The sequence below is a fragment of the Petrocella atlantisensis genome, assembly GCF_900538275.1.
Lineage (GTDB): Bacteria > Bacillota > Clostridia > Lachnospirales > Vallitaleaceae > Petrocella > Petrocella atlantisensis.
In genome coordinates this window covers 179,908-199,021 of the sequence record NZ_LR130778.1, presented here as the reverse complement: position 1 = coordinate 199,021, position 19,114 = coordinate 179,908, and the positions used below count along the sequence as shown (strand labels likewise).

19 protein-coding genes are annotated in these 19,114 nt (G+C 35.0%); 17 read left to right on the top strand and 2 right to left on the bottom strand.

The genetic code is table 11. The features are described 5' to 3' along the window. Positions 1-117: 117 nt before the first annotated feature. From PATL70BA_RS01060 to PATL70BA_RS01030, 7 genes are all read left to right on the top strand, one after another. Positions 118-1,443, top strand: a complete 1,326-nt coding sequence (locus PATL70BA_RS01060) for a cobyrinate a,c-diamide synthase (RefSeq protein ID WP_125135633.1) — start codon at positions 118-120, stop codon at positions 1,441-1,443. 100 nt (positions 1,444-1,543) lie between these two features. Next, positions 1,544-2,554, top strand: coding sequence for a signal peptide peptidase SppA (sppA, locus tag PATL70BA_RS01055; RefSeq protein ID WP_125135632.1), 1,011 nt, complete (start codon positions 1,544-1,546; stop codon positions 2,552-2,554). Between the two features lies 1 nt (position 2,555). Beyond that, positions 2,556-2,996: an RDD family protein gene (locus PATL70BA_RS01050; protein ID WP_172596047.1), complete on the top strand. Its 441-nt coding sequence runs from the start codon at positions 2,556-2,558 to the stop codon at positions 2,994-2,996. Beyond that, the gene (locus PATL70BA_RS01045) at positions 2,996-4,057 is read left to right on the top strand and encodes a S66 family peptidase (RefSeq protein WP_125135630.1); all 1,062 of its coding nucleotides are present in this window, start codon (positions 2,996-2,998) and stop codon (positions 4,055-4,057) included. Before PATL70BA_RS01050 ends, PATL70BA_RS01045 begins: the two co-directional genes overlap by 1 nt. A 44-nt stretch (positions 4,058-4,101) precedes the next feature. Next, a complete protein-coding gene (locus PATL70BA_RS01040; protein WP_172596046.1) occupies positions 4,102-4,857 on the top strand; it encodes a (S)-benzoin forming benzil reductase in 756 nt (251 codons plus the stop codon). Between the two features lie 126 nt (positions 4,858-4,983). Next, on the top strand, positions 4,984-6,345 hold the full coding sequence (locus tag PATL70BA_RS01035) for a MarR family transcriptional regulator (protein WP_125135628.1): 1,362 nt from the start codon (positions 4,984-4,986) through the stop codon (positions 6,343-6,345). A gap of 18 nt (positions 6,346-6,363) precedes the next feature. Continuing rightward, a complete protein-coding gene (locus PATL70BA_RS01030) occupies positions 6,364-6,831 on the top strand; it encodes an ASCH domain-containing protein (protein ID WP_125135627.1) in 468 nt (155 codons plus the stop codon). Positions 6,832-6,837: 6 nt separating this feature from the next. On the opposite strand, the gene PATL70BA_RS01025 is transcribed toward PATL70BA_RS01030, so the two are convergent. Then, complete coding sequence (locus tag PATL70BA_RS01025) at positions 6,838-7,575, bottom strand: TrkA C-terminal domain-containing protein (RefSeq protein ID WP_125135626.1); 738 nt, start codon at positions 7,573-7,575, stop codon at positions 6,838-6,840. A gap of 297 nt (positions 7,576-7,872) precedes the next feature. Between PATL70BA_RS01025 and PATL70BA_RS01020 the strand changes: the two genes are divergently transcribed. From PATL70BA_RS01020 to PATL70BA_RS01005, 4 genes are all read left to right on the top strand, one after another. Beyond that, positions 7,873-10,206, top strand: coding sequence for an HD domain-containing phosphohydrolase (locus tag PATL70BA_RS01020; protein ID WP_125135625.1), 2,334 nt, complete (start codon positions 7,873-7,875; stop codon positions 10,204-10,206). 110 nt (positions 10,207-10,316) lie between these two features. Continuing rightward, positions 10,317-10,715, top strand: coding sequence for a DnaJ domain-containing protein (locus tag PATL70BA_RS01015; protein WP_125135624.1), 399 nt, complete (start codon positions 10,317-10,319; stop codon positions 10,713-10,715). Further along, the gene (locus tag PATL70BA_RS01010) at positions 10,712-11,215 is read left to right on the top strand and encodes a J domain-containing protein (RefSeq protein ID WP_125135623.1); all 504 of its coding nucleotides are present in this window, start codon (positions 10,712-10,714) and stop codon (positions 11,213-11,215) included. Before PATL70BA_RS01015 ends, PATL70BA_RS01010 begins: the two co-directional genes overlap by 4 nt. 51 nt (positions 11,216-11,266) lie before the next feature. After that, positions 11,267-11,809, top strand: coding sequence for a YehS family protein (locus tag PATL70BA_RS01005; protein ID WP_125135622.1), 543 nt, complete (start codon positions 11,267-11,269; stop codon positions 11,807-11,809). A 77-nt stretch (positions 11,810-11,886) separates the two neighbouring features. Here PATL70BA_RS01005 and PATL70BA_RS01000 read toward each other — a convergent pair whose 3' ends face one another. After that, the gene (locus tag PATL70BA_RS01000; protein WP_125135621.1) at positions 11,887-12,216 is read right to left on the bottom strand and encodes a DUF1292 domain-containing protein; all 330 of its coding nucleotides are present in this window, start codon (positions 12,214-12,216) and stop codon (positions 11,887-11,889) included. A gap of 295 nt (positions 12,217-12,511) precedes the next feature. Here PATL70BA_RS01000 and ruvA point away from each other — a divergent pair, with 295 nt between their 5' ends. The 6 genes from ruvA to PATL70BA_RS00970 all read left to right on the top strand — a co-directional run bounded on the left by ruvA (position 12,512) and on the right by PATL70BA_RS00970 (position 19,072). After that, on the top strand, positions 12,512-13,117 hold the full coding sequence (ruvA, locus tag PATL70BA_RS00995) for a Holliday junction branch migration protein RuvA (RefSeq protein WP_125135620.1): 606 nt from the start codon (positions 12,512-12,514) through the stop codon (positions 13,115-13,117). Positions 13,118-13,158: 41 nt separating this feature from the next. Next, the gene (gene ruvB / locus PATL70BA_RS00990) at positions 13,159-14,160 is read left to right on the top strand and encodes a Holliday junction branch migration DNA helicase RuvB (protein ID WP_125135619.1); all 1,002 of its coding nucleotides are present in this window, start codon (positions 13,159-13,161) and stop codon (positions 14,158-14,160) included. 22 nt (positions 14,161-14,182) lie between these two features. Next, complete coding sequence (locus PATL70BA_RS00985; protein WP_125135618.1) at positions 14,183-14,713, top strand: winged helix-turn-helix transcriptional regulator; 531 nt, start codon at positions 14,183-14,185, stop codon at positions 14,711-14,713. A gap of 121 nt (positions 14,714-14,834) precedes the next feature. Then, positions 14,835-15,239 carry a cell division protein ZapA gene (locus tag PATL70BA_RS00980; protein ID WP_125135617.1) on the top strand — a complete coding sequence of 135 codons (405 nt, stop codon included), beginning with the start codon at positions 14,835-14,837 and terminating at the stop codon, positions 15,237-15,239. Positions 15,240-15,352: 113 nt separating this feature from the next. After that, positions 15,353-17,686 (top strand): U32 family peptidase, encoded by a 2,334-nt coding sequence (locus tag PATL70BA_RS00975; protein ID WP_125135616.1) that lies wholly within the window; start codon positions 15,353-15,355, stop codon positions 17,684-17,686. Next, positions 17,687-19,072: an FtsW/RodA/SpoVE family cell cycle protein gene (locus PATL70BA_RS00970; protein WP_125135615.1), complete on the top strand. Its 1,386-nt coding sequence runs from the start codon at positions 17,687-17,689 to the stop codon at positions 19,070-19,072. Positions 19,073-19,114 lie beyond the last annotated feature (42 nt).

Genomic DNA, 19,114 nt, shown 5'->3' with positions numbered 1-19,114 from the left:
TAAGGTATGTCATCAGTTAAATATTTCACCGGTTGATTCAGAAGCAAGTCTATTCAATATGCTTAAGGCTCAAAACTAAGTTTCACTCATTCACACATAATATATGGAGGTATTAAGATGAAAGGTATTTTGTTTGCGGCACCTTCTAGTGGTTCGGGAAAAACAACGGTCACTTCGGGCATCATTCGAGCATTGCATAATAAAGGGTATCGCATTAGCCCTTTTAAAACGGGACCGGACTATATTGACAAGGGCTTTTTAGAAGTCGCTGCAAAAAATGCTGCCGGTAATTTGGACCTGCATCTACAAGGCGACTTAGGGATGCTAGAAGCACTTTCTTATGTCAAGCCGGATATAGATTACTGTATCATTGAAGGGGCTATGGGTTACTATGACGGTATCTATAATACTTTTGAAAATTCCAGTTATGCCATCGGGAAAAAAATAGGTGTGAATACGATACTCATCTATACCCCAAAAGGGGAAATGTTTACGGCGGTGACCAAAATAAAAGGTATGGTCGATTTTGGTCAGGGTAGCATTACCGGTGTCATCTTAAACAAGGTTACAGAGGCCCATTATGACATGTTACGTGTTCAAATAGAAAACCATGTAGGCGTTAAAGTCCTTGGATATCTGCCTACAATCCCAGAATTAGAATTCAAGAGTCGACATCTTGGTCTTATTCAAAGTGAAGAAATGACAAAACTGGATTCGAATTTGGACCATTTAGCAGAGCTTGTTGAAAAAACCATAGATTTGCAATCAATTCTGAACATGTGCAATACCATTCCAGAACAAATTAGAAAAAGTATACAGGTTAAGAAAAAAGACCTTATAATAGGTGTAGCAAAAGATAAGGCTTTTTCTTTTTTTTATCGTGAGAATTTGGAGATGTTAAAATCTGTCGGCAAAGTTATTTATTTTTCTCCCCTTTCGGACTTAAGTCTACCGGATTGTGATCTGCTTTATCTAGGTGGTGGTTATCCTGAGTTATATAAAGAAGCCTTGTCAAGTAATCATGAAATGCTCGAGGCTATTCGGTTGTTTTCTGAAAAAGGTGGCCATATATTTGCAGAATGTGGGGGCTTTATGTATTTGAATGAGGCTATTGAAGAATATAAAATGGTGGGTATTTTTAAAGGTGAAATAAAAATGACGTCCAAGCTTCAAAGGTTTGGATATATTGACATCACCTTAGATCAAACGTGTTTTTTGGGTGAAAAAGGTGACCAAATGCGTGGTCATGAATTTCATAGGAGTCGTTTTTTAATTGAAGATCAAGGTGAAACGGCAAGTATTATGACCATTAAAAAAACAGGAAAAGATAACCGCTGGTATTGCGGTTATCTTTATAAAAATACCTATGGTGGTTACCCACACTTTAGTTTTATGGGTAACAAAAAAATGTTTACCAATATCATTAATCGTTTGACAATCTAATCATGTTACTTGTTTTAATTCTTTAATCATTGTAATTATATGAATATTTGGTATGATAGAATACATATAAAATATTTATTGAGATGACAAGGAGATTATTATGAATGTAAAAAGATGGTTAGCCATTGGATTAGCGGTGGTGGTATTTTTCTCATCACTTTTGATATCGGCAATTGGTAATGTATTGACGAAAGATGTGGAGATAACATCTTTATGGGAATCAATAATGAGTGAAACAATGTCGGAAAATATTTTGCGCGAGGGATTAACAGATCAAAGAATTGTTGTTGTTGAAGTGACAGGCATAATGCTTCAAGGCACACAAAACTATTTCACGACACAAAGCTACAATCATCAAAAAATCTTAAGTGATTTGGATCAGATTATTGAAGATACTTCTATTAAAGCAGTGGTAATCAAAGTGGATACGCCAGGTGGTGGTGTCTATGAAAGTGCAGAATTAAGAGATAAAATTAAAGAAATGAAAGAATTAAGAGATATACCAATTTATGTGGTGATGGAAAGTATGGCAACGAGTGGAGGTTATTATATCTCGGCGGATGCTGATAAAATATTTGCTTCAAAAGAAACCATAACAGGATCTATCGGTGTTATCATGTCCGGACTTAATGTATCCGGACTTATGGAAAAGTATGGTGTTGAAGATATGACTATTAAAAGTGGTGACTTAAAGGATGTTGGATCTGCAACACGTCCGACTACTGAAGAAGATCTTAGTGTACTCCAAGATCTTGTAGATAGTATGTACGAACGGTTTGTTGATGTTGTAGCAGATGGTAGGAACATGGATAGAGCGCTTGTCTATGAAATAGCTGATGGACGTATATATGATGGTGAGCAAGCACTAGATGTGGGCCTTATAGATGCAATTGGCTATTATAATCAAGCGATGTTAGATTTAGAAAGTGCTTATGAACTTGAAAATGCTCAAATTTTCTCGTATTCAAGTTCGGAATTTCCATTCCTTAATGATTTCATGACCGAAATCACGATGATGATCAGAGGTGAAAACCTAGGTTCATTGGGAGACATAAACATATCGGGGATAAACAGTAAACAAGGTTTTATGTATATTTATGGAGGATACTAGTATGAAGGAATTCAACAAATACCCTAATATTATTTATGCAGGGTTTTGGATGCGATTTTTTGCGTATCTTCTGGACTTAATCCTTGTCGGTAGCATACAACGAATGATGCTTTTCTTTCTAGGAGAAGGATTACTAAAAACAACGCTGTCCGTAATATTATTTTTAGCCTATTTTATTTTAATGACGAAATTGAATCAAGGACAGACTTTAGGAAAAATGGTATTTGGTCTACGTGTTATTTGCTTCAATGAGGAAGAATTATCTTGGGCGACGGTTTTAGTCAGAGAGTTATTTGGTCGCTATTTACAGAAAATTATTTGGCCAATGTATCTTCTTGTAGCATTTACACCTTATAAACAGCACGTAATTGACATGTTAGCAGACACATCTGTGGTGACTGAAAACTATCTATGTCTGTTACTTGAGAAGGAGGTCGTGTGATGAAAAAAACGAAAGTGAAAGTCAAAAGACTGAAAAAAGGATCAAACATTGCCGTAATATCGCCATCAAATGGACTAGCAAGTGTATTTCCACATATTTATGAAATGGGACTTAAAAATCTATCAGAAGTCTTTGGTTTCAATATGGTTGAATATCCTACATCCAGAATGCTAAGCAAGGATCTGTACACCAATCCAAAACTTAGAGCAGAGGATATTCAACGTGCTTTTCAAGATGAGAGCATTGATGGAATTATATGTACTATTGGCGGTTATGAGTCTGTGAGAATTCTTGAATATCTGGATATGGATATTATTATGAATCATCCCAAATTCATCATGGGATTCTCAGATGCCACCACTTTTTTAAGCTACTTTAACAAATGGGGTTTGGTAACCTTTTATGGTCCCTCTGTTATGGCGGGGTTGGCACAAATGAAAAATATGGATCAATCCTATGAAAAACACCTGAAGGATATGCTTTTAAAAAACAATAAGTCTTATGTTTATAAACCATATAAGCAATACACCAATGGCTATAAAGATTGGTCGGATCCAGAGTTAGTCGGCCAATGTGAAGCTTTTTATGATAATGAAAATGGGTTTGAGTTTTATCTGGATGATGAACCGTCAGAAGGAGAATTGTGGGGCGGATGTATTGAAGTCCTTGAATTTATTAAGGGAACTAAATATTGGCCTGAACCGGATTTTTGGTATAATAAGGTCTTATTTTTTGAAACTTCTGAAGAAAAGCCTAGTCCGATGGCAGTAGGCTATATGTTACGTAATTATGGTATTCAAGGTATTTTAAATAGTATAAAAGGACTTTTGATTGCCAGACCTAAGGATTATACAGAAGAAGAGAAAGAAGACCTAAAAAAAATAGTCATGGATATTATGACATTGGAATTTAATGTGAAAGATATCCCCGTAGTATTTAATATGGATTTTGGCCATACAGATCCTAAGCTGATTCTGCCTCTTGGATGTGTTGTTCGTATTAAGCCTAAAGAAAATTGTATTGAACTCGTAGAAAGTCCGTATACCAATAAAAATAAATGAAATGATATCCATATATGATAGCGTACAGATTATTAGGAGGCAAGATGAATTATTATATAATTACAGGAACATCCAAAGGTTTAGGTGAAGCCCTAGCTTTAGAATTACTTAATAAAGGGCACCATGTCATTGGGATATCCAGAACCATAAGTGATAAGATTGAAGATAGGGTGCTTCTTAAGGATTGTAACTGGACCCATATTCCGTGGGACATAAGTAATATGGATGGACTGGCGTCGCTCATGGAGGAAGTTTTTGGATCTATTGATTTTGAGCAGGCATTATCGATTTGTCTCATTAATAATGCCGGTGTGGTCACACCGGTCAAAATTATAGAAAAGTGCGATGAACAGGAAATTACGGAGGCTTTTACCATAAATACCTTAGCACCTATATTTATGACTGCAAAATTCATAGAAAGACTAAAAACAATGAAAATGGATAAACGTGTTGTAAATATATCCTCAGGAGCAGGGAAGCATCCTTATGATGGTTGGAGCTGTTATTGTAGTACGAAAGCTGCAATGGATATGTTTACAAGATGTGTTGCTTTGGAACAGAAGAAAACCGCATTCCCGGTGAGAATGATGGCATTGGCTCCAGGCATTATTGATACCCACATGCAAGGCGTGATACGTACTTCAAATAGGGAAGACTTTAGTCTAGTAGAAAAGTTTGTTGATTATAAGAGAACCGGTTCCCTTCAATCACCAACTGAAGCTGCAAAGAAAATTCTAGAAGTCATGGAAATAGAAGCCATGTCACAAGGGGAACTTCTGGATATAAGAGACTATATGTAAATCTAACAAAGGTTTACCATAGTAACGACAAAACAAGGCGTGTATAAAACTTGACCGTCTTGTTTTTATGTGGTAAAATTATATTACGATAATCGTAATATTCGAAATTGAAAAGGTTGTGATATCTTGGAAAATCATATGGATGCGTGGGTGAGACAGTCTAGAGAAAACATCCAGCATTTGTTTCAGCATTATAAAAATTTAGACATTGATATGCCTTTGCATAGTCCTCTAGAAAAAAAGTTGAATCCCACAGACATGGATGTATTGAATTTATTTGAACTTGAGACTTCTATTGCTATAAAAAAAGTGATTATGTATTTGGATGTACCCAATAGTACGATTACAAGTACTGTTAATCGTTTGGAAGCCAAAGGTCTTATAACAAGATCCATTCATCCTCAGGACAAAAGAACTTACAACCTTCAACTTACTGAAAATGGCCAAGAAATCATCAATTTAAGAAAAGCTAGGAAAGAACAGTTTCTAGAAATTCTGTTTCAAGTACTTGATGATGAAGAAAAACAGACATTATTTCAACTTCTAAGTAAAATGACAGAAGAGGTTCTTAAAAATCAAACCGGTTTAGCAAGGAGGTTCAATATGAACAAACTCGAACAAGAATATCATAGTTTTGGATCATGGCTAGTAGAAATTAAGAATGAAGAGGATATACCCCTACAATTCATTGACCTTAAGCAGACGATATTGGATGCAGAATATAGCTTTAAAGTACCAAGAAAGATTGAAAGACGAAAGGCACATCCAGGCATGCGTTTATATGATGCAGTTGTATCTCTATTAGAAGATAGAATTGTTCTACAACAAATCCAGAATAAAGCAGTAGAGGTTCATGAAATTCCATTTCATGAAATTTCCTATTTGGTACATAGTAATGAACTCTTAGACAGTCAAATCATCATCGTAACAAAAAAACAAGAATATGTTATTGGCTACAATTCAGTTTCTTTTGACATCAGTAATGATTTTATAAGTAGAGTTCGTGATAGGATCTTAACACCTGTAGCGGTTCTTGATTTGGATGCATTTGACGAAGTTAAGTCCATTGATTCTGAACTGTACAAGAATCTTATTAGCAATGAAACATCGGACAGTCCGGTAAAAATCATTGAATATCAACCCTTTATTGAATTATCAAAAACCAACCCATCAACTGCTGAGAAACTCTTTAATGCTCTAAATAAATATGAGCTTCAAGATACAGTATTTTTAGCGAATACAAAAGAGTTAATTATTGTAAATCGAAAAGATGCTGTCAAAAAAGTAGAAAAAGCAGACTATGGTTATTGTCGAACCTATATGGATTTGACAAAAATAAAGAGTATTAGGATTAAAGATGCACCTGAGATGTCACATCTGCAAATATTGTTGATTAATATGGACGATATTGAAGTGCCTTTTGAAGTGGGTGACACATTTACAATGGATGCTCTTAACCAGCTCTTAGCCATGAGAAAAATGACTTAAGAAAGAATGAGGTAGTGTATGATAGACCCATCTGTTGAAGAAATGTGGCAGCATTATTTAGATTCAATCGGTGATGCTGACAATTTTAGCAAAAAAACCTATACTTCCTGGTTTTTCTGTAACGATGAAGATAGTGCCAGTGCCTTAGCAGAGCTGGTCAAGAAAGGCATAAAAAGAGGTACAGCATCTTTGTTCTGTCTCTATGAGATTGAACAGGAAGCACTACCGACAGAAGGTTGTTATAGTATCGTTACGGATTTTCATGGTAGAGCACAATGTATCATCCAAACCAAAAAAATTACAGTATTGCCATTTAACGAAGTGGATGATACATTGGCAACTATTGAAGGAGAAGGAGATGGGTCCTTAAAGTATTGGCAGACCACGCACCGTCATTTTTTTACTGAAGAACTGGCCACTTTTGATATGGCTTTTACGGAGGAACTATTGGTGGTGTTTGAAGAATTTGAGTTGGTATATCAGTAAATACTACTAGGATGTGTGATGATGCTTATTTTTACTACCATCTTTATTATATTTTGGATTAAAAATCTTATTGATATTGTGTAAGGGACCGAAAATAATAATTCTATCCATAAGCAGTACGACTTGGCTATCATCGATATCACCGATATAATGGTCACCACGTTTAATGAACAAGACTCTTATGCCAAAATCATTACTGAGTCGAGACTCAAATATGGTTTTATCCTGTAATACTTTAGGCATTTCAATAATTTTGACTTCGACAATGCAATAGCCACTAAAATTATCCAACACCAATAGGGGGTTGGATTTTTTTGAGTACATCCATTTATTTGCAATTTGCTTAATTAATTTATCAAAGTGTGCACGAATAAATGGTAAGCGCTTGTATAGGATGGCAAACAAAATAAATAAACCTAGACCAATTAAAGCTTGAGAAAAATTAAAAAAAGGATCACGGTATAAGGTGATGATCATATTAACTAAGACGGATACAACAATAACATTAAATATATTCCCTGTAATCATAATTATAATAGCTAAACGGCGCCTACGTCTTGAACTGACAATAATCTCACTTTCGGAAGTTGTAAAACCGGAGTTGGTCAGAAGAGATATGACTTGAAATATAGATCTAGTATGGGAGAGGCCGGTGAGCATAAAAAAAATAGTGTATATTTCAATAATAATAAAATATATGGATAATAGTACTAAAAGTGTGAAAAAGGCAAGATTGAGTGACATGATTAACCCCCATTATCTAAAGCAATTACATAAGGTTTGCAAGGTTATTTTATCATATATCAGGTAAAAAAACATGAAATGATATAAAATTATTTGGCTCTCATTTGATGAACCCATCCATTTAGGCTCAAATCGGAGTTTAGAAGATTAGAAGATTATCTATTTAAATCTGGCAGAAAAGTCAATTGTTATAGAATATAGTGATGTTTTAGTGTAAAATTAAGATGGATATATACATATGAGGGTTAAAGATACTTGAAATTATAACTGTATAGATGACGAAATGAGGGCAATCGATTGAGAAGACTATTATTTCTACTGGTTATAGGCATCTCTGTTCTAACAACAAGTCAAGTTTTTGGGAGTGAATCAAAATATTTAATAGAAGATTTTTTTCATCATCATGGTTCAGTGATGCTCATTATTGAGGTGGATTCAGGTAAGATTGTAGGTGCCAATGATGCAGCGGTAGATTTTTACGGGTATACCTATGAGGAACTGCTAAATATGCATATTCAGAACATTAATAATTTGTCACCACAAAAGGTTCAAGAAGAAAGGGAGGCAGCTGCTTTACAGGAAAGGAATTATTTTCTTTTTGAACATAGGCTTAAAGATGGTAGGATTAAATATGTGGAAGTGTATTCATACCCTTATAGGGGTGACGATGATGAAGAACTCTTATATTCTATTATTCATGATGTAACCCCAAGGGTTTTATCGGAACAAGAAGCCGTAAGAAGCAGATGGATTATTATGGGATTGCTAAGCGTGGGAATTGCCTTGTTGATCCTTGGTTTTTATAAGAATAATCAATCCAAGAAAAAACTTATGATTTCAAATCGAGACATGAAAAATCTTTTTGATAATATGAATGAAGGATTTGCGCTTCATGAGATTATTATTGATGAGACAGGTGAACCTTATGATTATAGATTTTTAAATGTGAACCAGTCTTTTGAACGTATTACCGGATTGACAAATGAAGTAACAAAAGGAAAAACAGTTAAAGAACTTTTGCCAAAAACGGAAGACTATTGGATAAAGAAATATGGTGAAGTTGCTCTAACAGGCATGCCGACAAGATTTACCAATCATTCAAGAGAACTTGATAAATATTTCTATGTCAGTGTTTATGCACCCAAAAAAGGTCAATTTGTTACTATATTTAGTGATGTAACCATGGAAAGAAAATTAGAACTTGATTTGGTCAAGGAAAAAAGTCTGTTAAAAACAACCTTATATTCTATTGGAGATGGTGTGATTTCACTCGATGCTAATAAGAGGGTTGAGCTTATGAATGCGGTTGCAGAAGACCTTACGGGATGGACACTTGAGGAAGCAAAAGGCTTAACATTTGAAAAGATTTTTAACATTATTCATGCTGAAACAAAAGAAAAAGTTGAAAACCCTGTAACACGCGTCTATCAAACCGGTGAAACTGTTGAACTGGGTGACCAAACCTTGTTAATCAAAAAGAATGGTGATACTTTACCTATAGAAGATAATGTATCACCAATTAAAGATTCACAAGGCAAGATTGTTGGCGCGGTCATTATTTTCAGAGACTTTACAGACAAAAAGATTCGACATGACGAAATCCTTTTTTTAAGTTATCACGATCAGTTAACTGGCCTCTATAATAGGCGCTATTTTGAAGAAGAACTTAGTCGCTTAGATACTTCTAGAAATCTGCCTTTTACGATTGCTATGGTGGATGTAAACGGATTAAAACTAACCAATGATGCTTTTGGTCATCTTGTTGGTGATGAACTATTAAAGAGGGTGGCCAAAAACTTGAAAAATGTTTGTCGTGCAGATGACATTGTTGCTCGTATTGGTGGTGATGAATTTGTTATATTATTGCCCAAAACGGATTATAGTGAAACAGATCGGATTGTTAAACGAATACATGAAGCCATATCTAATGAAAAGTTAGAACAAATTGTTATCTCTATATCAGTAGGTTGGGAAACCAAAACTAAAGAGGATCAACTGATCTCTAATATTTTCATCAAAGCCGAAGAGTACATGTACCGTAAAAAACTAACAGAAAGCCAAAGTATGCGTAATGAAACCATTAAGGTTATCTTAAATACCTTAAATGAGAAGAATGAACGAGAGAGAATTCACTCTGAACGTGTCAGTCAGATTAGTAAAAAAATTGGAGAAGCTATGAATTTTGATTATGATTCTATTAAAGAGATTGAGACGGCTGGACTCATGCATGATATTGGGAAAATATCCATTGAGGATCATCTCTTAAATAAACCGGAAAGACTTACGGATAATGAATATATGGAAATAAAAAAGCACCCGGAAAGCAGTTATCAGATTCTAAAATCTGTTGACGCCTACTCATCTTTAGCAGAGCAGGTTTTATCCCACCACGAACGATGGGATGGTAAAGGCTATCCTATGGGACTCAAAGGTGAAGCAATTCCTATTGTATCTAGAATAATTGCAGTAGCAGATGCTTATGAAGCGATGACATCTGACCGAGCTTATAGATTAGCCATCGGACATGAAGCGAGTATTGAAGAATTAAAAAAATATGCAGGTACCCAGTTTGACGCTGATATTGTCCGTATTTTCATTGAAGATGTTGTGCCGAATATGGATCTCCAATGATAGCAAGGCTACCGATGTTTTGACGTGTTGACACTTTTATATATTAGGCTTATAATAGAATTAGCACTCGTACCAAGAGAGTGCTAATATATAAAGCGTGGTGATGAAATATGAAATACAAAGACTATTATGATACTTTAGGCGTCAGTAAAACAGCCACTAAAGCAGAAATAAGAAAAGCCTATCGTAAACTTGCAAAAGAATATCACCCGGATAGCAGTCAAAATCAAGGTAAAACCGATGAAAGATTCAAGGACATCTCAGAAGCTTATGATGTGCTAGGGGATGAGAAAAAGCGCGAGAAATATGACCGGTTGGGTCAAGATTTTAATCAACATAACTATGAAGATTTTGATCCGGGACAATATGGTTATGAAAAAAGAACGTATAGCAATGTTGGCGGCGATTACAGTGACTTCTTTAAAATGTTTTTTGGTGATGATATTTTTTCAGGCTTTAGTGGTCGATCCGGCTATAGAGGAAACATGACACAAAAGGGAACAACATAGAAGCAACTCTAAAAATCAATATTAAAGAAGCGGCCTTAGGTGTAGAAAAAACCTTTGGATTCCAAGGTAGAAGTCAACAAATTGCAGTGAAAATACCGAGAGGTATAGAACCGGGTGAAAAAATTAGATTAAAAGGTAAAGGTGAAGAAAGTCTAAGTGGTGGTGAACCGGGAGACCTGATTCTAATTATTGAAATCGAACCTTTCTTAAATATGACCCTTCATGGTCTTGATATTCATACAAAATTGGATATATATCCTTGGGATGCCTACCTAGGTTGTAAGAAAACCATCAAAGCTTTCGAAGGTGATCTTATTGTAACAATACCACCATTAATACAAACCGGTAAGAAGATTAGACTACTAAATAAAGGATACAAAAATAGAAAAGGTAAACAAGGCCATATTTTTGTGGAAATCAATATTATGAATCCAAGCCATATGGATCAAACTATAAAAGAACACTATGAAGCCCTGTATGACTATTATAATAGTAAGTAAAAGGATGCTTTTTGTGTTATAATGAATGCATTAAATTAGTCGGAGGAAAAAATGGACAATAATGATATCTTAATACGGGTGCGCTATGCCCTGGACATAAAGAATACGGACATGGTGGACATATTTAAATTAGGTGGCTTAGAGTTTACAAAAGAAGAAGTTATGAAGTTGTTAACACGCTCTAAGGACAGCTACTATGATGAAGCAGAGAGTCATGATGAAACGTCTCTTAATACAGAAGAAGAGCATATTAAATGCAACCACAAAACTTTAGAAGCATTTTTTAACGGCTTAATTATATTTAAAAGAGGACGACAAGAAAAATCAGATCAAGGACAAAAACCGGTTTTGGCCATGAAGGATTCAGGAAGTGTTAATAATGTTATGTTAAAGAAGTTGAAAATCGCCTTATCTCTATCTAGTGACGATGTTATGGAGATTTTTGAATTGGCAGATGAGACCATCGGAAAAGCTGAATTAGGAGCTTTGTTTAGAAAAGAAGGTCATAAACATTATCGTGAGTGTGGTGATAAATACGCCAGAAGGTTTCTAAAAGGTCTGTCATTAAAATATAGGGATGACCTACAACAATAAAACGATAGCATAAAAAAGCAAAGACGCTTTTAAAAGTCTTTGCTTTTTTTTCTAATTAAATGAACATACACTTGTTATTATGCTTCTTCTTCTTCTTCCATGATTTCAAGGAAAGCTGCTGAAATTTTATCAAAATCTTCTTGTGACTCTATGTTTTCAAGTTCGATTTCGCCATCTTCATCTTCTTTGTAAATATATATGAAGACATCTTCACTGTCTTCTGGAAGTAGTGCTACATATTCTTGGTTTTCAACTTCGAAAATTCCGAGCACGGCACATTCTACCTGTTCGTTATTTTCCATGGTTAATGTGATGGTGTCATGATGGTGATCTTCGTGATCATGTCCACATCCACATCCATCTCCACAATTTTCATTACTAAGATCTTTCATGTTATCTTCGCTCATTAGTGTTCTCCTTTATTGGGAATTCATTAGATTTATTCAAATAGTATTTCTGAATGAGTACATTATAGCATAATTCATTTAATGGGGTCAAACTAAGCCGTAGATTAAGATATTAAAAATGATGCAGGAGTTTTTTGGTGGAAGGATTGACTATTTCATTTCTTTTAAGTATTATTATAGTTAGGCATTTAATTATTGAACACTATTGTATCAGTTTTGGCAGAACATACAAGGAAATGTCCTCAGCGTATAAGTAATGAACACGATGGATGTGGGACAAGAAAAAGGAGCAATTATGCTATCATATATAAAAGGACTACTTGAAGAAGTTACAAAGGACACAATTGTAATTGAAGCCAATCATGTGGGATTCTCTATTCAGGTGCCGGGCTCTATTTTTAAAGAGTTACCGAGCATTGGTGAAATGGTTAAGGTATATACTTATTTACATGTAAGAGAAGATGCTATGGTCTTATTTGGCTTTATTACTAAAGACGACATGGAAATCTTCAAGAAGTTAATTACGGTAAATGGCATTGGTCCAAAAGGGGCTATGGGTATTTTATCTGTTATGACCGGTTATGAACTCAGAGTCGCTATTATGAGTAATGATTTGAATCGCATATGTCTAGCACCAGGTATTGGGCGAAAAACAGCTCAAAAACTGATACTAGACTTAAAGGATAAACTCAAGTTGATTGATTTTGAAGATAGCATGGATGGTTCAGCCATTATGAAAAACACAAATGTTTCACTTCAATATGCAGATGAAGGTGTTGAAGCCTTGGTTGCTCTTGGCTACTCAAGCCATGAAGCTGTTCATGCAGTAAGAGGATTACATGATTTGGACAGTGTTGAGGCCGTTATAAAAGAAGCGTTAAAAAAATTAGCTATGTTCTAGAATAATGTTTTGATGATATAGCTGATTATGAGGAGAAAAAAATGAACAACAGGATTATAACCACTGAGCTCGTTGAAGAAGACATCCATATTGAAACTTCATTAAGGCCTAAGCTACTTGACGAATACATTGGACAACAAAAGGCCAAGGATAATATTAAAGTATTCATTCAAGCAGCTAAGTTTAGAGAAGAACCCTTGGACCATGTTCTTTTTTATGGGCCACCGGGACTAGGAAAAACGACTCTAGCCAACATAATTGGACACGAAATGGGGGTCAATATCAAGGTGACATCCGGTCCTGCTATTGAAAAACCGGGTGATATGGCAGCCATACTAAATAATTTGCAAGAGAATGATATTTTATTTATAGACGAGATTCATAGACTTAATCGTCAAGTGGAAGAAGTGATGTATCCTGCGATGGAGGATTATGTCATTGATATATTAGTTGGGAAAGGTCCCTCTGCAAGATCTATTCGTTTGGATTTACCAAAATTCACATTAATAGGCGCCACAACAAGAATGGGACTTCTGTCATCACCATTGAGAGATCGTTTTGGTGTCATTCATAAATTAGAATTCTACAATAACGACGAATTAACAGAAATTGTTAACCGTTCTGCTAAAGTATTAGAAGTCGAGATTGATAACCAAGGCGCCAAAGAAATTGCCAGAAGATCAAGAGGGACACCAAGACTTGCTAACCGTTTGTTGAAAAGGGTACGAGATTTTGCTCAAGTCAAGTACGATGGCATTATAACCTTAGAAGTTGCACAATATGCGTTGGATTTACTGGATGTGGATGCGAGTGGTTTGGATAAGAATGATATCAAAATATTAAAAACTATGATAGAAAAATATAACGGGGGGCCTGTTGGTCTTGATACAATTGCAGCAACCATTGGTGAGGAATCGGATACCATTGAAGAAGTGTATGAACCTTATTTAATGCAACTTGGGTTCATAAACAGAACACCTCGAGGGAGAATGGTAACGCCATATTGCTATAAACATCTTGGTTATGTTGTAAAAGAAGAATAACAGTGCGAAATGGTGATTTATAATGGATAAGACATTACGTTTATTGCTTACAATTGAAGAAATACCGGATATCAGCCAGCGCCAATTAGCCAAAAGAACGGGATATTCATTGGGAACGGTGAACGGTCTATTGCAAAAGCTCATTGACATAAATCATATCACATCTAAAGCAATCACGCCGAACCATTACATCTATGAAATAACACCGTCTGGTGACAGTCTAAAGGCGAGCCTCTTATATGATTACATCATTGATGGGTATGAGATTATTGGTAAAGTAAGAACACAGGCCAAAAAAGTAATTGAAGAATCGGTAAGACAAGGCATTTTCATGTTCTATCTGTATGGCCAGGAAGATGCATTATTCAAATTAATAAAAATGAGCTTGATTGAGTACAAGAGAAAAGCAGCCATTGACTATGAAAGTATCGAATCTATTGATCAGGTAAAACCAGGTATTTCATATCGCATTTTGGTTTGGAACAAAGAAACAATAGTAGAAGGCGGTAATGTCGTTAATGTTTTATTGAATCATTCCGGTGATGGTAATTGAACCGAATATGAATCTATGCTATAATTTTTTTAATACTCTGCCGTAACATATTGGGAAAGTGGAGATAACGATGATGGCATATCCCATTCGGATAGCCGAGATAAAGTCAGGGGGGCTTTGAGTGTCGCCAAAGAATAATACAAAAGTACTGATTAATGGTAATGTCTATACCTTATCAGGTGATGAAAGTGAAGAGTACATCCAAAGAGTGGCCTTATACATCAATAACAAGATGGATGAGATTAAACATTCAGACAATGGACAACTCTTAAATACGAGATTGTTAAATGTGCTACTGGCTATTAATATTGCAGATGAACTCTTTAAAGAGCGCGACCTGAATAATCTCATGAAGGATCAATCCAGAGATAAGGACCAGGTAATAGCGAATCTAAAAGAACAAATCTTTAAATTAGATCAAGAAAAAAGTGGGTTGGTTTCAAAAATCACGTTATTAGAAAACGAAGTTAAAACCCATAAAAAGGAATTGGATGAGTACATCCGAATTTTTGAAGAGAATAACTAAAATGAAATGAAACCAAAAAGTCCGGATCTGTTTTGTAAACGACTCAACTACAAACATTGATGGACTTTTGATTATGATTTGATGATACATGGACGAAAGAGGCCTAGGATAACATGTTTAAACCGGAAATATTGTCACCAGCAGGTTCATACGAAGCATTTATTGCTGCAGTGCATAGTGGATGTAACGCTGTTTACCTAGGGGGAGAAAACTATGGTGCTAGAGCCTATGCTAAGAATTTTAATCTAGAGACATTAGAGAAAGCCATCAAGTATGCAAGAATATATGGCGTTAAGATCTATTATACGATTAATACATTATTTAAAGAAAAAGAGATAGATCAGCTGATCTATCATATACTTGAAGTGTATCATTTAGGTGTAGATGCTTTTATCCTTCAGGATCTTGGTGTTATTGCATTGCTCAAAAGAGTTTTTCCTGACATTGAGGTTCATGGTAGTACACAGCTTAATTGTCATAGTGTACAAGGGGTTAGATTTCTTGAAGAAATGGGTGTTAAAAGAGTTGTTTTAGCGCGAGAACTATCTATTGATGAAATCATTAACATTAAGAAAAATACAAAAATGGAAATTGAGACCTTTGTTCATGGTGCTTTATGTTATAGCTATTCCGGTCAATGCCTCATGAGCTCATTTATGGGTGGAAGAAGTGGGAATCGAGGACGATGTGCTCAACCTTGTCGATTGGTTTATAAAGCCATAATTAATGAAAAAGAATGGGATAAGTCTCATATACTAAGTCCAAAAGATATTGAAACATTGACGGTTCTCCCGGAACTTATTGATGCCGGTATTGAATCTTTTAAAATTGAAGGTCGCATGAAATCAAAGGAATATGTTGGGTTAATGACCGGACTCTACCGTTATTACCGCGATGCTTATTTAGAAAAAGGTGTCTTAAATATTAAGCAAAGTGATCTGGATGATATGGTCCAGATTTATAACCGTGGCAATTTTACCAATGGTTATTATTTTCAACATAATGGCCCGTCCATGATTACTTTTGACCAACCCAAGCATCAAGGTAGAATCATAGGTAAAGTTAAAGCGAAGAATGGCAATCAATATGTCGTCACGTTATTCGAAAAAATAAGAATTGGAGATTGTCTGGAAATCGTTTTCGATCAAGGGAATTACTATTCTTGGATTGCCCAGTTAAATACAAAAAGTGACTATATCATATATTCAGATCACCCAATACAAATAGGTCAGGAAGTCAGACGTATAAAAAGTATAGAACTTGAGAACAGACTTCTTGAAAACCAATCTAACATGCTTCACGTGGGTGTTCATGTTGAAGTTAACATGTACGTGAATAAACCGATTGAAATGATGATCAAAGATGATAATAGAGAAATACGTGTGATTGGTGATTTGGTTCAAGAAGCAAAAAGTCAAAGTCTTACGCAGGAACGCATTGAAAAACAATTCTCAAAAGTGGCACAATATCCAATTAAAATAAATGATATTAAGGTTCAAATTTCCGGAGATGTTTTTATGTCAATGGGACAGTTAAATTCCATTCGACGTGAAGGTTTTGAAAAATGGCTAGGTCTAAATGCCGTTGTGAATAAAAAGCCTTATATACCTGTGAGTGTCATTAAGATAGAAAACACCCCTTCCTATCATAAAAATATAACGGTTTTGTTAAGAAAATTCTATCAATTTGAAATACTTAAAGATTATAGTATACAAAGGATTTACATTGAGCATTTGAATTTCAATGAGGAACAGATATTAGAGATTATTAATTTCTATAAAGATCTACCAACACAGATATATATTGCAGTTCCTAAGATATTAAGGCATGAAAAAGATACGATGATTTCTATCTTGAAAGAAAGTCTAGCAGATGAAATCGATGGTTTCTTATTAAGATCTATTGATGCTTACCATCATGCATTACCGTTTGGCAAAAAACTTGTTTATGATTATGCTTTCTCGATTATGAATCAGCATACAGCCAATCACCTGATGTTTAAAGAATTATCTGAAGGTTATGTTCCGTCTTTGGAGCTAAATAAGTATGAAATGAAACAATTACCTCTTAATAAAGCAGAGTGTATTGTTTATGGCCATATGAATGTTATGACTTCAGCGCAATGTGTGAGAAAATCATTAGATGATTGTAAAAAAGAAAACGGCAAGATTATATATTTAGAGGACCGTAAGGGTATGAAGGTACCTGTGGAGACTGTTTGTAAGTTATGTTATAACCAGATTTACAATGCTGTTCCTCATTACTTGATTGATAAAATCAATGAAATGAAGGAAATGGGTCTTAGAACATTTAGAGTTGAGTTCTTAAATGAAAGTAAAGAAGATATAGCAAAGATATTAGATGCTGTAACAAGTAAGACAACGATACCGGCACAAGAGATGTCTATGGTATTTACCAGAGGTCACTATACAAAAGGTGTTGAATAAATGTTTGAATTTTATGTTGGTTTGGCAGCTTTATGCTTATCTCTCTTGACGATGGGTTATATTAGCATTTTGGCCATTCAGTTTACGCTTATTAAGCAAAAAAATACGGAACGCGCCTATGATTACCATAGGCTTCAAACGGTTATCATTCTATTTTTTCATTTGGTGGCCTATACAGTTTTGCTTTATCATTATGAGTTTGAATATAAAGTCATTATGATTTACTTAGGACAGATTGGCTTAATCTTATTATCCGGTCATATTGTAAACCTTTATATGAGTAAAACAATTTTACCCCTTTGGAGTATTGGGCAGTTTTTACTTGTAATCAGTTTCATACTATTGGGTAGGTTGAGTATAAATCTGGGTCTTAAACAGTTTTATCTATCCTGCTTGGCCTATGTTGTAGTATTTGCGGTAGTATTTCTATATAGTCGAATGAATTTTATCAAGTTTTTGGGGGTCCCATCGATTATTCTAGCCGTTGTCTTATTGGTCATGACCAATGAAACCATCAATGGTGCAACAAATTGGATGCGTATCGGTAGCTTCACCTTTCAGCCTTCAGAAGTTGTCAAGATATTGTATATTGTTTTTTTAGCTTCTACTTTGACCCAATTTTATGAACACGAAAAATTATCCTTATTTGTCACCGGAACCATCACAATGGGTATGGTTATCATACAAGTGTATCAACGCGATCTAGGATCAGCACTTATTTTTTATTCGGTTTTTATTCTAATGAGTTATGTGTATACGAGGAATAGAATGTATATTATTGGGGGGACCATTATGACGATGGTAGGCGGGTTTTTTGCTTACCGATTTTTTTGGCATGTCAGAGTACGTATTGATACTTGGATTGATCCTTTTTCTGACATAGACAATACAGGTTATCAGATTACCCAATCTTTATTCGCCATTGGTAATGGTGGGTTATTTGGGCGTGGCTTAACTTTAGGCCTACCTAATAAAATACCGGTGGTTACAACAGATTTTATCTACTCTGCGATTGTGGAGGAATTAGGTTTGGTGGTTGGACTGGGGATCATTATTATGATTGTATATTTTTTTCTTTTTGGCATTCAAATGGTCGAAAAAACTAAAAATGATTTTAATTTTCTTATGGGTTCCGGTATATTAATTATTATTGCTATTCAGAGTTTTTTAATCATAGGTGGTGTGACCAAAGCGATTCCACTTACCGGTGTAACCTTACCATTTGTGAGCTATGGTGGGTCCTCTCTTGTATCTACCTTTATCATGTTAGGTATATTACAAGGTATTAAAATGAATGAGGATCGACAGTATAAAAAAGAAATGTTACGTAAGAAAGAAAAACTAATGGATCAAATGCTACTAGATGAAGAAAATTGTGAGGCTTAATAAAATGAATTCAAATAAAAGGCTAGAAGATAGAAATAAACC